This window comes from Chelatococcus daeguensis (assembly GCF_001887265.1).
Taxonomy (GTDB): domain Bacteria; phylum Pseudomonadota; class Alphaproteobacteria; order Rhizobiales; family Beijerinckiaceae; genus Chelatococcus_A; species Chelatococcus_A sambhunathii.
This window is the reverse complement of record NZ_CP018095.1, coordinates 3,511,441-3,530,283: the sequence shown is the minus strand read 5'-3', so window position 1 is coordinate 3,530,283 and position 18,843 is coordinate 3,511,441. Positions and strand designations below refer to the sequence as shown.

At 69.4% G+C, this 18,843-nt stretch carries 13 protein-coding genes and 1 pseudogene; 8 read left to right on the top strand and 6 right to left on the bottom strand.

Going from position 1 to position 18,843, the window contains the following annotated elements; translation table 11 throughout:
- The first annotated feature begins 77 nt into the window (after positions 1-77).
- Entirely contained in the window at positions 78-2,855 is a 2,778-nt protein-coding gene (gene mutS, locus BOQ54_RS16770) for a DNA mismatch repair protein MutS (RefSeq protein WP_071924330.1), read from the top strand.
- On the opposite strand, the gene BOQ54_RS16765 is transcribed toward mutS, so the two are convergent.
- Complete coding sequence (locus BOQ54_RS16765; protein ID WP_071924329.1) at positions 2,856-3,668, bottom strand: hypothetical protein; 813 nt, start codon at positions 3,666-3,668, stop codon at positions 2,856-2,858.
- A gap of 210 nt (positions 3,669-3,878) precedes the next feature.
- Between BOQ54_RS16765 and BOQ54_RS16760 the strand changes: the two genes are divergently transcribed.
- The 3 genes from BOQ54_RS16760 (at position 3,879) to BOQ54_RS16750 (ending at position 8,746) form a co-directional block, all read left to right on the top strand.
- Positions 3,879-5,417 (top strand): YifB family Mg chelatase-like AAA ATPase, encoded by a 1,539-nt coding sequence (locus BOQ54_RS16760; protein WP_071924328.1) that lies wholly within the window; start codon positions 3,879-3,881, stop codon positions 5,415-5,417.
- Positions 5,418-5,511: 94 nt separating this feature from the next.
- The gene (locus tag BOQ54_RS16755; RefSeq protein ID WP_071924327.1) at positions 5,512-7,620 is read left to right on the top strand and encodes an ATP-binding protein; all 2,109 of its coding nucleotides are present in this window, start codon (positions 5,512-5,514) and stop codon (positions 7,618-7,620) included.
- A 139-nt stretch (positions 7,621-7,759) separates the two neighbouring features.
- Complete coding sequence (locus tag BOQ54_RS16750; protein WP_071924557.1) at positions 7,760-8,746, top strand: GNAT family N-acetyltransferase; 987 nt, start codon at positions 7,760-7,762, stop codon at positions 8,744-8,746.
- Positions 8,747-8,753: 7 nt separating this feature from the next.
- Here the strand turns inward: BOQ54_RS16750 and BOQ54_RS16745 are convergent, their stop codons facing one another.
- Genes BOQ54_RS16745 through BOQ54_RS16735 form a run of 3 tightly spaced genes read right to left on the bottom strand, consistent with a single transcriptional unit; the run spans position 8,754 to position 11,475 of the window.
- Positions 8,754-9,638: an SDR family oxidoreductase gene (locus BOQ54_RS16745; RefSeq protein ID WP_071924326.1), complete on the bottom strand. Its 885-nt coding sequence runs from the start codon at positions 9,636-9,638 to the stop codon at positions 8,754-8,756.
- Complete coding sequence (queG, locus tag BOQ54_RS16740; protein WP_071924556.1) at positions 9,635-10,783, bottom strand: tRNA epoxyqueuosine(34) reductase QueG; 1,149 nt, start codon at positions 10,781-10,783, stop codon at positions 9,635-9,637. Before queG ends, BOQ54_RS16745 begins: the two co-directional genes overlap by 4 nt.
- Positions 10,780-11,475, bottom strand: coding sequence for a glutathione S-transferase family protein (locus BOQ54_RS16735; protein ID WP_055460790.1), 696 nt, complete (start codon positions 11,473-11,475; stop codon positions 10,780-10,782). The genes queG and BOQ54_RS16735 overlap by 4 nt, the downstream gene beginning before the upstream one ends.
- 216 nt (positions 11,476-11,691) lie before the next feature.
- On the opposite strand from BOQ54_RS16735, the gene BOQ54_RS16730 reads away from it, so the two are divergent.
- Positions 11,692-12,495: an undecaprenyl-diphosphate phosphatase gene (locus BOQ54_RS16730; RefSeq protein ID WP_063189714.1), complete on the top strand. Its 804-nt coding sequence runs from the start codon at positions 11,692-11,694 to the stop codon at positions 12,493-12,495.
- 22 nt (positions 12,496-12,517) lie between these two features.
- Here BOQ54_RS16730 and nth read toward each other — a convergent pair whose 3' ends face one another.
- Positions 12,518-13,294 carry an endonuclease III gene (gene nth / locus BOQ54_RS16725; RefSeq protein ID WP_071924325.1) on the bottom strand — a complete coding sequence of 259 codons (777 nt, stop codon included), beginning with the start codon at positions 13,292-13,294 and terminating at the stop codon, positions 12,518-12,520.
- A 64-nt stretch (positions 13,295-13,358) separates the two neighbouring features.
- On the opposite strand from nth, the gene BOQ54_RS16720 reads away from it, so the two are divergent.
- The gene (locus BOQ54_RS16720; protein WP_096335287.1) at positions 13,359-13,838 is read left to right on the top strand and encodes a DUF2244 domain-containing protein; all 480 of its coding nucleotides are present in this window, start codon (positions 13,359-13,361) and stop codon (positions 13,836-13,838) included.
- 185 nt (positions 13,839-14,023) lie between these two features.
- Positions 14,024-14,272 (top strand): annotated as a pseudogene (locus BOQ54_RS16715) (transposase); the annotation flags it as partial.
- 59 nt (positions 14,273-14,331) lie between these two features.
- Here the strand turns inward: BOQ54_RS16715 and BOQ54_RS16710 are convergent.
- Positions 14,332-16,194 (bottom strand): methyl-accepting chemotaxis protein, encoded by a 1,863-nt coding sequence (locus BOQ54_RS16710; protein ID WP_055460737.1) that lies wholly within the window; start codon positions 16,192-16,194, stop codon positions 14,332-14,334.
- A gap of 174 nt (positions 16,195-16,368) precedes the next feature.
- On the opposite strand from BOQ54_RS16710, the gene hrpB reads away from it, so the two are divergent.
- A complete protein-coding gene (hrpB, locus tag BOQ54_RS16705; RefSeq protein WP_071924555.1) occupies positions 16,369-18,840 on the top strand; it encodes an ATP-dependent helicase HrpB in 2,472 nt (823 codons plus the stop codon).
- Positions 18,841-18,843: the final 3 nt, after the last annotated feature.

The following is an 18,843-nucleotide window of genomic DNA, read 5'->3' as shown; positions in this document are numbered from 1 at the left end:
AGTTCTCCACGATTTCTGCAAAACATCCATGCAACGGTGGATGAAACGCCCGTAAGGCTCTGCTAGCGTCCCCGCCCATGAGCCGGGAAGTCAGCGCTGCGAAGGACGATCTGGAGGAGACCGGCGGCAGCGCCGCCGCGCCTGCCGCCACGCACAAGGCCGCGCGCTCCGAGGCCGAGCCCCAGCGCATGACGCCGATGATGGCGCAGTATGTGGAAATCAAGGCGGCGCACGCGGACTGTCTCCTCTTCTACCGGATGGGCGATTTCTACGAGCTGTTCTTCGAGGATGCCGAGATCGCCTCGCGCACCCTTGGCATCGTGCTCACCAAGCGCGGCAAGCACCTCGGCGAGGACATCCCCATGTGCGGCGTGCCGGTGGAGCGCGCCGAGGACTACCTGCAGCGCCTCATCGCCGCCGGCCACCGCGTCGCCGTCTGCGAGCAGACGGAAGACCCCGCCGAGGCGAAGAAGCGCGGCGGCAAGTCCATCGTGCAGCGCGGCGTCGTGCGCCTCGTCACGCCCGGCACGATCACCGAGGACAGCCTGCTCGACCCGGCGCGGGCCAACCTCCTCGTCGCGCTCGCCCGCCGCCGCACCGGCGAGGACAGCTATGCCTACGGCCTCGCCGCCATCGACATCTCCACCGGCCGCTTCACCGTGACGGAGACGGCCGCCGCCGGGCTGTCGGCCGAGATCGCGCGGCTCGACCCGCGCGAGATCGTGGTGCCGGACACGATCTACGACGAACCTGCGCTGCGCGATCTGTGGCGCGAGCAGCGCGCCGCCGTCACGCCCCTGGCGCGCGACGGGCTCGATCCGGCCTCCGCCGAGCGGCGGCTGAAGGATTTCTTCGGTGTCGCCAGCCTCGACGCCTTCGGCGCCTTCTCGCGCGCCGAGATCGCCGCCGCGGCCGCCGCCCTCGCCTATGTCGAGCGCACGCAGCTTGCCGCCCGCCCTGCGCTGTCGCCTCCGCTACGCGAGGACGTTTCCGGCACGCTCTCCATCGATGCGGCGACGCGCGCCAATCTCGAACTGATGCGCACCCTCTCGGGCGAACGGAGCGGCAGTCTCGTTTCGACCATCGACCGCACGGTGACGCCGGGCGGCGGGCGTCTCCTCGCCGAGCGTCTCGCGAGCCCGCTGACGAGCGTCGCCGCGATCCGCGCCCGTCACGACGCCGTGGCCTTCCTCCTCGGCGAACGGCCGCTGCGCGAGCGCCTGCGCCAGGCTCTCTCCGCGGTGCCCGACATCGCCCGTGCCCTGTCGCGCCTGACGCTCGGCCGCGGCGGCCCGCGCGACCTCGCCGCCGTGCGCGACGGGCTCGCGGCGGCGGAAGCGGTCGCGTCCCTCCTCGCCAGCGCCGCCCCACCTCCGGAATTGGCGGCCGCTGCCGAAGCGATGCGTGGCGTCGCGCCGGGCCTCGCCGAAAACCTCTCCGCCGCCCTCGCCGATGAACTGCCGCTCCTGAAGCGCGACGGCGGCTTCGTGCGCGAGGGCTACGACGGGACGCTGGACGAGGCGCGCGTGCTGCAGGTCGATTCGCGCCGCTTTATCGCCGCGCTGCAGGCCCGCTACGTCAACGAGACCGGCTGCCGGACGCTGAAGGTCAAACACAACAATGTCATCGGCTATTTCGTCGAGGTGCCACCCGCCATCGGCGAGGACCTCGTCAAGCCGCCGCACAACGCGACCTTTGTGCACCGCCAGACCATGGCGGGGGCCATGCGTTTCTCCACGACCGAGCTCGGCGAGCTTGAGGCCCGCATCGCCTCGGCGGCGGAACGCGCGCTCGGCATCGAGCTTGCCGTCTTCGAGCGGCTCGGCGATGCCGTGATCGGGGCGGGCGAGGCCATCAAGCGTGCTGCCGAGGCGCTCTCCGTCGTCGATGTCACGGCGGCGCTCGCGCTTCTTGCCGACGACCTCGGCTGGACGCGCCCCACCGTCGACGACAGCCTCGCCTTCTCCATCGCCGCCGGGCGCCATCCGGTAGTCGAGGCGGCGCTGAAGCGCGCGGGCCAGACCTTCGTCGCCAACGACTGCGCGCTTTCGCCGCCCGAGGGCGAGAAGGCCGGCCGCATCACCCTCGTCACCGGCCCCAACATGGCCGGCAAGTCGACCTTCCTGCGCCAGAACGCTCTCATCGTCGTGCTCGCCCAGATGGGTGCCTTCGTGCCGGCGGCGCGGGCCCATATCGGCATCGTCGACAAGCTGTTCTCGCGCGTCGGCGCCGCCGACGACCTCGCCCGCGGCCGCTCGACCTTCATGGTCGAGATGATCGAGACCGCGGCCATCCTCAACCAGGCGGGCGAGCGTGCGCTCGTCATCCTCGACGAGATCGGCCGCGGCACCGCGACCTTCGACGGTCTGTCCATCGCCTGGGCGGCGATCGAGCACCTGCACGAGGTCAACCGCTGCCGGTCGCTGTTTGCCACCCACTATCATGAGCTCACCGCCCTTGCCGAACGTATGCCCCGTGTGGAGAACGCGACCGTGCGGGTAAGCGAATGGAAAGGCGACGTCGTCTTCCTGCACGAGGTCGTCCCCGGTGCAGCCGACCGCTCCTACGGCATCCAGGTGGCCAAGCTCGCCGGCCTGCCGCCCCCGGTCATCGCTCGCGCCCGCGCCATCCTCGATGAGCTGGAGAAGACCGAACGGGAAAAGCCCGTCGCCACCCTCGTCGACGACCTGCCGCTCTTCGCCGCGATGCCGCCGCGCCCTGCCGCCGCGGCACCGCAGAAAGACGCGCTTGGCGAAGCACTCGACGGCATCGATCCGGACGAGATGTCACCCCGCGAGGCGCTCGAGGCGCTCTACGGCCTCAAGGCTCTGCGGGCCGAACGCGACCGTCACTAGTCAGGCCGCTGCCGCGACCCGGCGCAGCCGCCTCAGCCGCAGCGTGAAGAGCATGCCGTTCCACATGACGCAGATGGCAAGGCCGATCAGCAGCGCGGCGGCCGACCCCAGGGGAATGGCGGCGAGGTGAACCGCCGTCAGCGCGGCCGCAAAGCCCGCGAGGCCATAGACGCTGCTCGCCGCGACGGCACCGGCCGCCGGCCCGCCGATGGCCCGGTGAGTCACAACGAGAATACTCGAGATGACGATGGGGAAGAGGGCGAGAATGCCCGAGGCGACCGCCCCGATATGCCAGCTGACGACGCTGAGAACGCCCACGAGCGTCGCGACGGCGAGCGCGCGCAGCATCAGGTCGACCGGACGGGGACCATCCGAGGCCGGAATCACGACCCGCGAGAAGCGCCGCGCCAGCGGCACCCCCACGGCAAGGGCCGCGGCATTGACAAGCAGGCCGAACCACAGCGGCGGCGTCATCGTGCGGATGGCGAGGGCGGCGAGGAGCCACACGCCGATCGCTCCGGCGATGCTGCCGAGCCCGCCCGCGCCACGCCGGGCGAGCACCGCATAGGTCATGGCGAAGATCACCGTGACGGCGTTGATGCTGACGCTGCCGACCGCGCTTTCGGCGATGAAGGCCGGGCCGTGGTCCATGGCGAGCACGACATAGGCCGGGCCGGCGGAGATCGGCAGCGTCGCGATCAGGCCGCCGACGAAGGGCCCCGCCTTCTGCGCCACGAGCGAGCCCGAGACAACGATCGCGGCGACGAGCACCATCTTGACCGGCAGCGCCAGGAGCGCGGCATCGAATTCCATGTCCCGGACCTTCATCCCCGACGGCGCGCAGCAGCCGCCAGACAAGGGCATAGCGCGTTGGGGCGGGCGAAGCCCGCGACGTCTTTGCAACCCTGCCCTGCCGCCGCCGAAAGCGGATACCCGCCGCAATGGCGCCGGCTTTTGTTCTCTTCCTGTTCTTGAGCGGGACCGCGATCGCCGTTAAGGTGCGCCCGGGCCGGGGGAAAGAGCATGGTGGCGAGGGTCGCGACGGTCGCGTTCGAGGGCATCGAGGCACGCGCCGTCGACGTGCAGGTGCAGATCGCGCCGGGTAATGTGGCCTTCACCATCGTCGGCCTGCCCGACAAGGCGGTGGCCGAGAGCCGCGAGCGCGTGCGCTCGGCCCTGATGGCGGCGGGGCTCGCTTTGCCGGCCAAGCGCATCACCGTCAATCTCGCCCCGGCGGACCTGCCCAAGGAGGGCTCGCACTACGACCTGCCCATCGCGCTTGCCGTGATGGCCGCCATCGGCGCGGTGCCTGCGGATGCCCTTGCCGGCTATACAGTGCTTGGCGAGCTCGCGCTCGATGCGTCCGTCACGGCCGTCGCCGGTGTGCTGCCGGCCGCCATCGCCGCCAATGCGCGCGGGCACGGCCTCATCTGCCCGGCCGCCTGTGGCCCAGAGGCCTCCTGGGCGAGCGGCGATCTCGACATCCTCGCCCCGCGCTCCCTCGTCCAGCTCGCCAACCACTTCAAGGGCACGCAGGTCATGGCCCGACCCGCGCCGGCGGTGACGCGCCCCGGCGCCGACCTGTCGGACCTGAGGGACATCAAGGGCCAGGAAAGCGCCAAGCGGGCGTTGGAAATCGCCGCCGCCGGCGGCCACAACCTGCTCATGAACGGCCCGCCAGGCGCCGGCAAGTCGATGCTGGCGCAGCGCCTGCCCTCGATCCTGCCGCCCCTCGCCCCGGCCGAGCTGCTCGAAGTGTCGATGATCCAGTCCGTCGCCGGCCTCCTCGCCGAGGGCGCCCTGACGGACCGCCGGCCCTTTCGCGCACCTCATCATTCCGCCTCCATGGCCGCGCTCGTGGGCGGCGGTCTCAGGGCCCGGCCCGGCGAGGTCTCGCTCGCCCACCACGGCGTGCTCTTCCTCGACGAATTGCCTGAGTTCCAGCCCCAGGTGCTCGACAGCCTGCGCCAGCCGCTGGAAACCGGCGAGGTGCTGATCTCACGCGCCAACCACCGTGTCAGCTATCCGGCCCGCTTCCAGCTCGTCGCCGCCATGAACCCCTGCCGCTGCGGCCGCGCCACCGAGCCCGGCTTCGCCTGCCGGCGCTCGCCCAACGAGCGCTGCATGGCGCAGTACCAGGCGCGGCTGTCCGGTCCGCTGATCGACCGCATCGACCTCGTCATCGAGGTGCCGGCCGTCACGGCGGCGGATCTCATCCTGCCGCCCCCGACCGAGGGCTCGGCGGAGGTGGCGCAGCGTGTCGCGCGCGCCCGTGCCGTGCAGAGCGCCCGCTATGGCGCGCTCGGCCTCGCCGAGGTCACCACCAATGCCCGCTGCCCCGTGCCAGTGCTCGAGGAGGTGGCGCGGCCGGACGATGCCGGCCTTGCCCTCATTCGCGAAGCGGCCGACGCCATGCGCCTCACAGCCCGCGGCTATCACCGAGTGCTGAAGGTGGCGCGCACCCTCGCCGATCTCGACGGCGAGGAACGGGTCGGGCGCCTGCATCTCGCCGAAGCGCTGTCCTTCCGCACGACGCTCGAACGGCTCGCCGTACCAGCCTGAACGGCTTAACGGGCGATTCAGCACGCCTGCCAACGCAATCTCAACGCCTCCATGGGAGTTTGCGCAGCAACGAAAAGCTGAGCTGATCTGCCGGATGGACCTTCTGACCACCTCTCATGACCTCGTGACCGGCGCTGCCGCGCTGATCGCTGTCGCGACCGTGGTTTGGCTCATCGCCCGGCGTCGGCGGACGCTTCTTTCCCAGATCGACCGGCTCGAAGCGGAGATCGAGACGCTGCACGATTCGGTATGGGAACTGTCCGAAAGCCGCGAGCATTATCGCAGCCTGGTCGAAGCCCAGGGCGACGTCATCGTGCGCCGCGCCCAGGACGGGCGCATCATCTACTGCAACGACGCCTTCGCCCGCCTCGCCGGCCGGGCGCGCGAGGAACTCATCGGCAGCCACTGGCAACCGGTGGTGCGCGAGATCAGCGACGTACGCCTGTCGACGACAGGTGCGCGCATCTTCGACGAGGCCATCGAGTTCGGCAGCGGCATCGTCTGGATCTCGTGGATTGAGACCCTCGCCATCGGCGACAGCGGCGCCGAGCGCCAGCGCGTCGGCCGCGACGTGACGAGCCGCGTCGCGGCCGAACACGACCTGCTCGACGCACGCCACCGCGCCGAGGCGGCGAGCGAGGCCAAGTCCCGCTTCCTCGCCACCGTCAGCCACGAGGTGCGCACGCCGCTCAACGGCATTCTCGGCATGGCCGATCTGCTCGCCGACACGCGCCTCGATCCCGAGCAAGCGACCTATGTGCGCGCCGTCAAGACCTCCGGCGAGGTGCTGCTGTCGCTCATCGACGACATCCTCGACTTCTCCAAGATCGAGGCCGGCAAGATCGCCCTCGTGCAGGAGCCGTTCGACCTGCGCAGCCTTGTCGAGAACGTCGTCGAGCTTCTGGCCCCGCGGGCTCAGGGCAAGGGTATCGAGATCGCGAGCTTCGTTGCACCCGACCTACCGTCGCTCGTCATGGGCGACCGCGATCGCCTGCGCCAGGTGCTGATGAACCTCGCCGGCAATGCGGTGAAGTTCACCGACCAGGGTGGCGTCGGAGTCAGCATCGAGGTCGAGTCCGACGGACTCATTGCCTTCAGCGTCGCCGACACCGGTCCCGGCATCCCCAAGAGCCGCCAGGACGCCGTCTTCCGCGAGTTCGAGCAGGTGGACGACACGGCGAGCCGCCGCCATGGCGGCACCGGCCTCGGCCTCGCCATCTGCCGGCACATCGTCGAGCGCATGGGCGGCACCATCACCGTCGAGAGCGAGGAGGGCCGCGGCGCCACCTTTCGCTTCACTATCGCTCTCGCGAGTGTCGGCGGCGACAGCCGCACCGCGCTGCCGCCGCCGACCAAGGTCGATCTTTCCGGCAAGCGCGTGCTCATCATCGCCCACTCGCCCTTCGAGGCGCCCTTCATCGCCCGTCGGCTCACCGCGGCCGGGGCGAGCGCCGAGATCTGCGAAAGCGAAGAAGCCGCGAGCGCGGCGATGACAGCCGGCAGCTATGACGTCGTCCTCACCGACTGCGCACTTGGCGAAGAGGCGGCGCGCCGCCTCGCCGCCCTCGCCCGGCGTTCCGGCGTGCGGCGCAGCCTCGTCCTCCTCTCGCCCTTCGAGCGGCGCGAGTTCGGCCCGCCGGCTGCCGCCGGCTTCGACGGCTATCTGGTGAAACCGGTGCGCGCCCTGTCCCTGATGCAACAGATCGCGCACGAGCCCACTGCGCTGCCGCCGCAGCAGATCCATTCGGCGCAGGCCCAGGCCCTGCCGCCGCCGGGCGGACACGAGCCGCGCCGCCGGCGCGTCCTCCTGGCCGAGGACAACGAGATCAACGCGCTGCTCGCCCTCAAGCTCCTCGAAGCGGCGGGGGCCGAGACGCTTTGGGTGCGTGACGGTGTCAAGGCCGTCGCGGCCGTGCGGCGGGTACTTGCCGGCCACGAGGAACCGTTCGACCTCGTGCTGATGGACGCGCGCATGCCAGAAATGGACGGTCTCGAGGCGGTGCGCCGCATCCGCGCTGCCGAGGCCGCCCATCCGCGCCCGGTGCATGCGCGAATCGTCATGTTGACGGCAAACGCCTTCGCCGAGGACCGCGCGGCGGCCCTGGCGGCCGGGGCCGACGATTTTCTTGCCAAACCGTTTGAACGTCAGAAGATTCAAGAACTTGTTGATGGCGCCGGTACTGCCGGCGTGGCTCGGGCCTGAGCTCATCGCCCCATCTCGTCGTTGTCACAAAACTTTCCGAGGCTTATGGTTCCGTTAAGAAATGCGGCGGATTGGCTGCGTCGGCAAACCGGCGCGCCGGTTTGCCGATGCCGCCTTCGGGGCAGACGGTCTGGGGCACATGGTTTACGATCCGACACAGGTGAAGACCTCGCAAGGGGCCGCGCAGCCCGACGTCATCCGGGTCGCGCCACGCGGTTTCACGAACATGCTGCGCCCCAGCAACTGGGGAACCGCCACCGCAAACGCGCTGCTGCCGTTCCGCACCCCGGCCCCGGCCGATGCCGGCGGTTTGCCGACCATCCTCGGACGAATCGGCTCCCTCGAGGTGCGTCTCGCCCGCACCCGCAAGGAGATCAAGCAGGCGCAACGGCTGCGCTTCCGCGTCTTCTACGAGGAGATGTCGGCGCTGCCGAACGCGACATCCATGCTGTCGCGGCGCGACATCGACGAGTACGACGCCATCTGCGACCATCTGCTGGTGCTCGATTACGACGTGCCCAAGAAGGCCTTCCGCACCCCCAGGCCGCAGGTGGTCGGCACCTATCGCCTGCTTCGACAGGACGTGGCCGACCGGCACTGGGGCTTCTACACGGCCGGCGAGTTCGACATCCAGCCGCTGATCGACACCAATCCCGGCAAGCGCTTCCTGGAGCTCGGCCGTTCCTGCGTGCTGAAGCCCTATCGCAACAAGCGCACCGTCGAACTGCTGTGGCACGGCATCTGGACCTACGTGCTGCACCACCGCATCGACGTGATGCTGGGCTGCGCCAGCCTGGAGGGTACCAACCCGGATCAGATGGCTCTGCAGCTCAGCTTCCTGCACCATTTCGCCCGCGCGCCCGAGAACTGGCGGGCCCATGCGCTCGCCGGCCGCGGCGTCGCCATGGACCGCTTGCCCAAGGAGGCCGTCGATCCCAAGGCCGCGCTGCATGCACTGCCGCCGCTGGTCAAGGGCTACCTGCGCCTCGGCGCCTTCATCGGCGAGGGGGCCGTGATCGACCATCAGTTCGGCACCACGGACGTGCTGGTGGTATTGCCCGTCGAAGCCATCAACCCGCGTTATATCGACCACTTCGGCCCGGCCGCAAACCGCCACGCCGCCTGACGGGGTCTCAAGGTCGCCCGGCAAGCTCCACCTGCGCCAGTGCGGCAATCCCTTCACGGTAAGTCGGGTAGGCGAGCGACACGCCGAGTTCCTCGCGCAGGCGGCGGTTGCAGACGCGGCGGTTGTCGGCATAGAAGCTGCGCGCCATCGGCGACAGGTTGGCCTCCGCGAAAGGAACCTCCGGCGGCGGAGCGATGCCGGCGAGTTCGGCCGCATAGGCGACGACGTCCTGGGGCGGGGCCGGTTCGTCGTCGGCGACATTGTAGATCGCCCCCGGCGACGGCCGCGCGAGAGAGGCGGCGAGCGCGGCGGCGATGTCCTCCACATGGATGCGGTTGAAGACCTGGCCGGGCTTGACGATGCGCTGCGCCTCGCCGCGCAGGAGCTTGGCAAGCGGGCTGCGCCCCGGTCCATAGATGCCGGCGAGCCGGAAGATCTGCACCGCCTTGCCGGTCTTGCCGCCGAGCGCCAGCCATGCCTCTTCGGCAAGGACGCGCTGGCGCGTGCGCCCCATGGAGGCATTGAGCGGCGCGCTTTCATCCACCCAGGCACCACCATGGTCGCCATAGACGCCGACGGTGGACAGATAGGCGATCCACCCGAGCCTCGGCGCCCCTGCAATGGCCTCGCGCCCGGCCGCCAGCACCACGTCCCCCTCGGGCCCCGGCGCGATGCTGACGATGAGCGCATCGGCTTCTGCCAGTGCAGCGGCCGCCGCCTGCGGCAGGTGCCCGCCTGCGAAGACGAAGGCCTCGATCTCGCCCGGTGCCGCATTGACCGTGGCCGCCTTCTCGGCGGTGCGCACCGTCCCCGAGACGCGGCCGAAGCGCTCGCGATACCGGGCGATGAAGTGGCTGGCGCTGTAGCCGAGACCGAAGACGAACAGGTTCACGTCAGACCCTCCCCTGCACTCCCGGCGAGCGCCAAACGCCATTCATCGCGCACGGTCATGTCCTCTTCCCCGTCCATGCGAAGCGCAGCCAGCGCCACGAAGTCATCCGCCGGCAACAGCCGCGACAAGGCCCATACGGCCGTGCCGCGTATCAGGGCACTCGGCTCGTCGAGCAGACGCAAGGCGGACTCCGCGAGTGCCGGCAAGCCGGAATTGCCGATGGCGACAAGCACGTTGCGGATGAAGCGTTCGCGCCCCGTGCGCTTGATCGGCGAGCCGGCGAAGAGCTGCCGGAAGGCGGCCTCGTCGAGCCGTGCGAGCGCAGCAAGCGACGGCGCCGTTAGATCCGGCCGGGCAGCGAGGCGCGCCTCCCGCGCTTCCCGCGCGAACTTGTTCCACGGGCAGACGGCGAGGCAGTCGTCGCAGCCGAAGACCCGATTGCCCATGAGGGCGCGCAGGTCGCGCGGGATCGGCCCCCTGTGCTCGATGGTGAGGTAGGAGATGCAGCGTCGTGCATCAAGCACGTAGGGCGCCGGGAAGGCCGCCGTTGGGCAGATGTCGAGGCAGCGCCGGCACGAGCCGCAATGGTCCTTTTCCGGCGCATCGGGCGGCAGCTCCGCCGTGGTGAAGATGGCTCCGAGGAAAAGCCAGTTGCCGAAGGTGCGCGACACGAGCACCGTGTGCTTGCCCTGCCAGCCGAGACCGGCCGCCTCCGCGAGCGGCTTCTCCATCACCGGCGCGGTGTCGACGAAGACCTTGACGTCCGCGCCGCCCACGGAGGCGAGGAGCGATGCCACCTGCTTGAGCTTGCCCTTGATGATGTCGTGATAGTCGCGGTTGCGCGCATAGACCGAGATGGTCGCCCGCTCGGGCCGCGCGAGATTGGCCAGCGGATCCTCCGCAGGGCCGTAGTTCATGCCGAGCAGGAGGATGGAGCGCACCTGAGGCCAGAGCCGTGCGGGATCCGCCCGCTCGTCTGCCCGGTCTGCCATCCACGCCATGCTGCCCTGGCACCCTTCCGCGAGCCACGCGCCAAGCCGCTCCGGCAGTTGCGGCACGGCGGCCGGATGCGTGACCTTGAGGACGTCGAAGCCCTCGGCCGCGGCCCGTGCGGCAATCGCGCGTCTGAGCGCCTCGCCCGTCAGAAATCGAGATCCGCGTAGTGGGCGGCCGGCGCCATGCCCGGCACCCTGTCGTTCAGCAGCGTCCGGAAGGACGGCCGCGATTTTACCCGTGCGTACCACGCCTTCGCCGTTTCGTCCTCGTCCCAGGGCACATCGCCCAGATAGTCGGCGCAGGACAAGTGCGCCGCCGCCGCGAGGTCCGCATAGGAGAGCTGCGCGCCCGCCAGCCAGTTCCGCTTCGCCGCCAGGAAGCCGATGTATTTCATATGATAGCGGACATTGCTGCGCGCCGCACGGATGGCGCTCATGTCCGGCGGTCCGCCGCCGGCGTCGGCCCCCATGAAGCGCTTGTAGATCTTCTCGGTGACGAGATAGCCCGACACCTCCTCGAAGAACTTCTGGTGGAACCACTCCATCAGGCGCCGCACCTCGACCCGGTCGGCCACCGTCTGCGGCAGGAGGCGGCGCATCGCGTCGAGCCCGCCGCTCCGCGTCTCGTCGAGATATTCGGCGATGACGGAGGCACCGGGCACGACGAGCCCCTGTTCCTCCACCAGCACGGGGACGAGCCCGGCGGGGTTAAGCACCAGGAATTCGGTGCGCCGCTCCCACGGCTTTTCCTCCACCAGGGATAGTTCGGCACCGATCTCGCCGAAGATGAGCCGTATGAAGCGGGAGTGCGGACAGAAGGGATAGTGATGCAGGGTCGCCATGATACGCGCGGACTATGCTGACAGACAGGCGGCAATAAGGCGGGAGCGGTCACCTTCCGGCATATCCGCGCGCGCAGACCGGCTGGCACGATGGCCATTCCCCGTATAGAACCGCTGCCGGGCCGAGACAACTCGATTCGTTTCTCGGAACACGACGTCGCCGCCCCTTCTCGCAACTCTTCACAGCCCGCCCACAGCCCGCCGCAGGATCGCCGCATGACTTTCACGGACGCGCTCGAAGCACTCGTGCTCGGCCTCATCGAAGGCTTGACGGAGTTCATCCCGGTGTCCTCGACGGGCCACCTGCTGCTCGTCGGCCATTTCATCGGCTTCGAATCGAATGGCAAGACCTTCGAGGTGCTGATCCAGCTCGGCGCCATCCTCGCCATCCTGTCGGTCTATTTCAGCAAGCTCCTCACCGTCGCCCGCGGCCTGCCGACGGACCCCGGCATGCGCCGTTTCGTCCTCGGCGTCCTCATCGGGTTCCTGCCGGCAGCCATCATCGGCGCCATCTTGCACGGCTTCATCAAGGAGGTGCTGTTCGATCCGACGATCGTCTGCATCTCGCTCATCCTCGGCGGCATCATACTGCTCGCCGTGGACGGCCTGGCACTGAAAGTCGAGCATCGGGATGCCATGCACTACCCGCTGCCGATGTATCTCAAGATCGGAATCTGCCAGTGCCTCGCCATGATCCCCGGCGTGTCGCGCTCGGGTGCAACCATCGTCAGCGCCATGCTGATGGGTGCCGACAAGCGCTCGGCGGCGGAGTTCTCCTTCTTCCTCGCCATGCCGACCATGGCGGGGGCCTTTGCCTACGACCTCCTGAAGAACTACAAGAACCTTTCCTTCAACGACGGTGCCCTCATCGTCATCGGCTTCGTCTCGGCCTTTGTCGCCGGCCTCTTCGTAGTGCGCTCACTGCTCAACTTCGTCTCGCGGCACGGGTTCGCCCTCTTCGGCTGGTGGCGTATCGTCATCGGCGCCGCCGGCCTGGCAGGCATCCTCGTCTACGGTTGAGCCACCGTCATGCCGTCTCGGCTCATATCGTCTTGGCCTCGTAGCGACACAGGTCGTTGATGAGGCAGCGGCTGCAATCCGGCTTGCGCGCCTTGCAGACGTAGCGTCCGTGCAGGATGAGCCAGTGATGGGCGTGGCGCCGATAGGGCTCGGGCACGACTTTCTCGAGACCCATTTCAACCGCGAGCGGAGTTTTGCCCGGGGCGAGCGGGATGCGGTTGGCGACACGGAAGAGATGTGTATCGACGGCGATGGTCGGCGCACCGAAGGCGATGTTCATGACCACGTTCGCCGTCTTGCGGCCGACGCCCGGCAGGGTCTCGAGCGCCTCACGCGAGCGCGGCACCTCGCCGCCGAAACGCTCGATGAGCTGACGCGACAGGGCGATGACGTTTTTCGCCTTGTTGCGGTAGAGGCCGATGGTCTTGATGGCCTCACGCAGCGACTCCTCGCCAAGAGCAAGCATCTTTGCCGGCGTGTCGGCGATGGCAAAGAGCGGGCGCGTCGCCTTGTTGACGCCCGCGTCCGTCGCCTGGGCCGACAGCACGACTGCGACGAGCAAGGTGTAGGGATTGACGTATTCGAGCTCGCCCCTGGGCTCGGGGTTGGCATCGTGGAAGCGTCTGAAGATCTCGGCGACCGTCGCGGCATCCGGCACGACTGGGCCCTTGCGGCCCCTGCCGGCACGGGCCGGCAGCTTCCCGGTCGGCACCACCCCGGCCGATCCAGCGGCCTCCGCCTGCCGGGGTCGGGAAGTCGCCGTGTCGCCGGCGGGAGAAGAAGGATGCTTCACGCGCATGCCGGTCCTATAATGGACGGTGATGACGAGCGACAAGCCCTCTCTCCCGCCGAGTCCGGACGCGGTGAACGATCCCGCGGCGGAACCGCTGTTCCGCGCGCTCATCACGCCGCACCGCTCGCTGGGGCAGAGCGCCTTCCGCCTGGTCATGACGCTGATGTGCGTCGCGACCTTCGTCTCCAGCGTCCCCTTCATGCTCGCCGGCGCCTGGCCGGTTGCAGGCTTCTTCGGCCTTGACCTGCTCGCCATCTATCTCGCCTTCCGCGTCAACTTCAGCCGCGCCCGCAGTTTCGAGGAAGTCGTCCTGAGCCGGATTGAGCTTCTCCTGCGCAAGGTCGGCCACCGCGGCGACCGGCGCGAGTGGCGATTCAATCCGGCCTGGACCCGGCTCGAGCGCGTCTGTGACGAGGATTTCGGTTTGCAACGCCTGACAGTCGTGTCGCGCGGCGAAAGTGTTTCCGTGGGCAACGTCCTGTCGGCCGATGAGAAGGCGGACTTCGCCGACGCTTTCTCGGCCGCTCTCGCGACCGCAAAGCGCGGGTGAGTCTTCCGGCAGCGACACTTGGATGAAGGCGGCTTCACCGCTATTATTTGAACAACGGAGTGACGCCCTGCCCTAGGCTGTGTTGACAAAGGGGGTTCCCGCTCAACGAGCGACGTGGGTTAGGCCAGCGTCCAGATGATAGACAGCACCGTCGTGCGTGCCTACCAGCACTCGGCGAAGCGTCCGACGCCCAGGGTTTCGGCCCGATGATCGATCAGCCTGGACCGGAAGCGAAGGTGTTGATCGCCGACAACGGCTACGACAGCAATGCCATCCGCGACGATCTGCGGGCACGCGGGGCAGAGCCGCTCATCCCCATGAAGCGCAATCGTCTCGCGCGGCTCCCGGTCGACAGCGTCGTCTACGCTCTGCGCAACCGCCTCAAGAACGACCGCCGGATCGCCACCCGTTACGACAAAGCCTCGGCCAGTTAGCTCGGCTTCGCAATCATCGGCGCCATCCGCCTGTGGATCAGGCACTTTGTCAACACAGCCTAAGCGGAGCGGACCTGGCGCACGAAGGCGTCGACGGCCTCGTTGAGGGCGAGCGCCTGCTCGTCGAGTTCCGTCGCTGCCTGCAGCACCTGCTCGGCGGCGACGCCGGCGCTCTGGGCGTCGAGTCGCACGTCGCCGATGTTGCCCGAGACAGCCTGGGTGCTCGTGGCCGCCTGGCGGGCGCTGACGGCGATCTCCTCGGCGGCGCGGGACTGGGCCTTGGCGACATCGGCGACGATGGAAACGGCCTGACCGATGTCGGCCACCGTGCCGTCCATGGAGGCCACGGCCCGCACGGCCGCCACGGAGGCGCTGCGGATGGTCTCGATATTGGCGGCGATCTCGGCGGTTGCCCGGCTCGTCTGCACGGCGAGGCTCTTGACCTCGCTCGCCACCACCGCAAAGCCGCGGCCGGCGGCGCCGGCGCGTGCAGCCTCGATGGTGGCGTTAAGGGCGAGAAGGTTCGTCTGATTGGCGATGTCCTCGATGAACTCGACGATGGTGCCGATCTTCTGCACCGCATCGACAAGGCCGTCCACGTCGGCGCGGGTCATGGCGACATGTTCGGAGGTCTCGCGTGCCTTGCCGACCGTGACCATGGACTGGCGGGTCAACTCGTCGATGGAGGCGTGGATCTGCTCCGCCGCGCCGGCCACGGTGCGCACGTGCGCCGAGGTCGCCTCGGCATCGGCGGCGACCTCGGTCGCCTTGCGGCTGGTGCCCTGCGCCGTGGTGGCGAGGTTGCCGGCGGCCGCCCGCATGTCATCGGCAGCCCGCGAGAGCTGGCGCAGCGCCTGCCCGACCCCGTGCTCGAAACGGTCGGCGAGTTCGCGCAGCGTGCGCTGGCGCGAGCGCTCGTTCTCCGCCTTCAGCTCCTCAGCGGTGATACGGTCGGTCACGTCGATGACAAAGCCGTCCCAGATGATCTCGCCCCTGTTGCCCGTGCGTGGTGTCGCCTGGGTGCGCAGCCAGACGATGCGGCCGTCCTCCGGGCGGATGACGCGGATCTGCACGTTGCACGGCACGCCATCGCGGGCGGAGAGGTCGAGCGCCTCGCGATATGCGGGGAGATCCTCCGGGTGGACGAGGCGGTGCAGACTGTCGGCGCTTTTCATGATTTCGGCTGCCTCGATGCCGAATATCTCGATGGCTCCCTTGGAAACGAACGGGAAGGAGATGCGGCCGTCCGGATGCAGCACGCGCTGGAAGAGCACCCCCGGCGCATTGTCGACGATGCCGCGCCGCAACAGCTCGGTCTCGCCGAGAGCGTGCACCGCCGAGCGCCGTTCCCGATCCCAGAGAATGAGCAGGCCAGTGAACTCGACGCCGAGCCAGTTCACGACGACATGCGGAACGGCAATCGTCTGCAGTGCGGCGAGGGTCGCTTCCCAAGACGGAAGGGCAGCTAGGCTGAACAGCGGCAGGATGCCTGCCATGGCCCCGAGGGCGTGGATGTCACGATGATTCAAGGCGCGTCGCTTGCGACGCAGAAACAGATGATAGGCCGATCCGGCCACGGCACTCGTGCCGATGCCGATGAGCCCTGCGGCAAGTCCGGTTCCTCCCGCGTCCCAGCGCACCACCATCGCCATCGCGGCGGTGATCACGGCGCTCGCGATGCCGCCGACCGGAGCGGCGAGCGTCACCATGACGTTGCGTGCGTCGAACAGCAAACCCGGAACCGGAACAGCCGGCCGATACATGCTCACCATGGCGACGAGACCGAAGACAACGCCGACGGCCACCTGCCAGACCAGGGGCCATCGCGCCAGCGGCGGCGCGAGAATCGCGAGCAGCACGGCCGACAGCACGAGAAACGATGCGCTCTCGACGAACGGAAGGAAGTAACTGAACGAGGGCATTCCAGTCGTCGCTTTGATGGCGGCTGGGCAGCGAGACTACGCCTGGAGCGTAAACAAAGCCCTGCGCCGCCGTTGCATTCCTTCACGATACGCAAACCCTCTTCCGCGGCGATCCCGGATGGGGCCGTGCGGCTTCGCTTGCGGGCAGCCTTCTTCTTCGCCATCAAGGACGGCATGACGCATCAACCGTTACGCGAGCCCTTGCCAGTGGATGACGCGCTGCCGGCCCTGCGTGCCGCGCTCGCGGCCCGCAATGCCGCGGTCCTCGTGGCACCGCCCGGCGCCGGCAAGACGACGCGCGTGCCGCTCGTCCTGCGCAACGAGGCCTGGTGTGCGGGGCGTGTCATCGTGCTCGAGCCGCGGCGTCTCGCAGCGCGCGCGGCGGCCGCTCGCATGGCGGCCACTCTGGGCGAAACGGTCGGCGAGACGGTTGGCCTCCGGGTCCGGCTGGAGACGCGCGTTTCGCGCAAGACACGCATCGAGGTCGTCACCGAAGGCGTGTTCACGCGCATGATCCTCGACGATCCGGCGCTCGAGGGCGTGTCGGCGGTCCTGTTCGACGAGTTCCACGAGCGCTCGCTCGATGCCGATCTCGGCCTCGCGCTCGCCATCGAGACGCAGGAGGCCCTCAGCGCGAATCTGCGGCTCCTCGTCATGTCGGCGACGCTCGATGGCGCGCGCGTTGCCGCGCTCCTCGGCGATGCGCCGGTGATCGAAAGCGAAGGTCGCGCCTTTCCGGTCGAGACGCGCTATCTCGGCCGCACGCCCGGCCGGCGCATCGAGGAAGACGTGGCCGATGCCGTGGTGGCAGCGCTCGGTGTCGAGGCCGGCTCGCTCCTCGTCTTCCTGCCCGGCCAGGGCGAGATCCGCCGCGTGGCGGAGATGCTAGGCGCGCGCATCCGTGACCCAAGCGTCGACATTGCGCCCCTCTACGGCACCCTTGATCGTGTCGCGCAGGACCGGGCCATCGCGTCTGCGCCGCCCGGGCGGCGCAAGGTGGTCCTGGCCACCGCCGTCGCCGAGACCTCGCTGACGATCGCCGGTGTCCGGGTCGTCATCGATTCCGGTCTCGCGCGCGTGCCGCGCTACGAGCCCGACATCGGCTTGACGCGGCTCGAGACGGTGCGCGTGTCGCGCGCCTCGGCCGACCAGCGGCGCGGCCGCGCCGGCAGGACGGAGCCGGGCGTCTGCTACCGGCTGTGGGAGGAGGCGGGCAACGGCGCGCTCGAGCCTTTCGCACGGCCCGAGATCCTGACCGCCGACCTTGCACCGCTGCTGCTCGACTGCGCGGCCTGGGGGCTCAGCGACCCGATGCGGCTGCGCCTCCTCGACGCGCCGCCCGCCCCCGCGCTTGCCGAGGCGCGGCGCCTCCTCGTCGAGATCGACGCGCTCGACGGTAGCGGGCGGCTCACGCCGACGGGCCGGCACCTGCACGACCTGCCACTACCGCCGCGCCTCGCGCGTATGGTCCTCGCCGCCGGCACCGCGGCCGGCACTGCAGCGGAGATTGCCGCCATCCTCGTCGAGCGCGGGCTCGGTGGGAGCGGCACGGATCTCGTCGAGCGGCTGGAGCGCTTCCGGGCCGACCGTTCACGTCGGGCGGCCGACATGCGCCGCACGGCGGCCGGCTGGGCCCAGCAATCCGCTGCGGCCGGGCTGCCGGCCGCGGCGGCGAACGATGACCCCGGCGTCCTCGTCGCGCTAGCCTATCCGGACCGCATCGCACGCGCGCGTGGCAAGGCGGGTGAGTTCCTGCTTGCCAACGGCCGCGGCGCCTTCGTCGACTCGGCCGACCGGCTGGCGCGCGAATCCTTCCTTGCCGTGGCCGAGATCGCCGGCGGCGGCGCAAGCGCCCGCATCGTGCTGGCGGCGCCGATCACGCCAGCTGGCATCGAGGCTATCGCAGGCCATCACATCGAGAACGTGGAAGAGGTGGTGTTCGATCGGGCCGCCCGGGCCCTGCGCGCCCGCAAGCTACGCCGCCTCGGCGCCCTCGTCCTCGCCCAGCACCCGCTTGCCGTGCCGGCGGACGAGGCTTCCGCCGCCGTGCTGGCGCGGGGCGTCGCAGCCATCGGCATCGATGGCCTGCCCTGGACGAAGGGCCAGCAGCAACTGCGCGAGCGTGTTGCCTTCCTGCGCCGCGCCGAGGGCGAACCTTGGCCAGACCTCACGGACGAGGCCCTGGCGCAAACTGCCGAGCGCTGGCTCGCCCCCCATATCGTCGGCTTGACCAGCCTGTCCGGGATCGACGCCGGCCATCTCGACGCGGCGCTGCGCAGCCTCGTGCCCTGGGAGCTGATGCGCCGTCTCGATACCGAGGCACCGACCCATTTCGAGGCACCGACAGGCTCGCGCATCCTCGTCGACTATGGCGGGGAGGAGGGACCGTCCATTGCCCTTCGGGTGCAGGAACTGTTCGGGCTCGACCGGCATCCGACGCTCGCCGGCGGGCGCGTGCCGCTCATCCTCGAACTGCTGTCGCCGGCGCACCGGCCCATCCAGATTACGCGCGACCTGCCGGGCTTCTGGCGCGGGTCCTGGGCCGGCGTGCGAGCTGACCTGCGCGGCCGCTATCCCAAACATCCCTGGCCGGAGGACCCGGTCAGCGCCACGCCGACGACGCGCGCCAAGCCGCGCGGCACTTAGCGA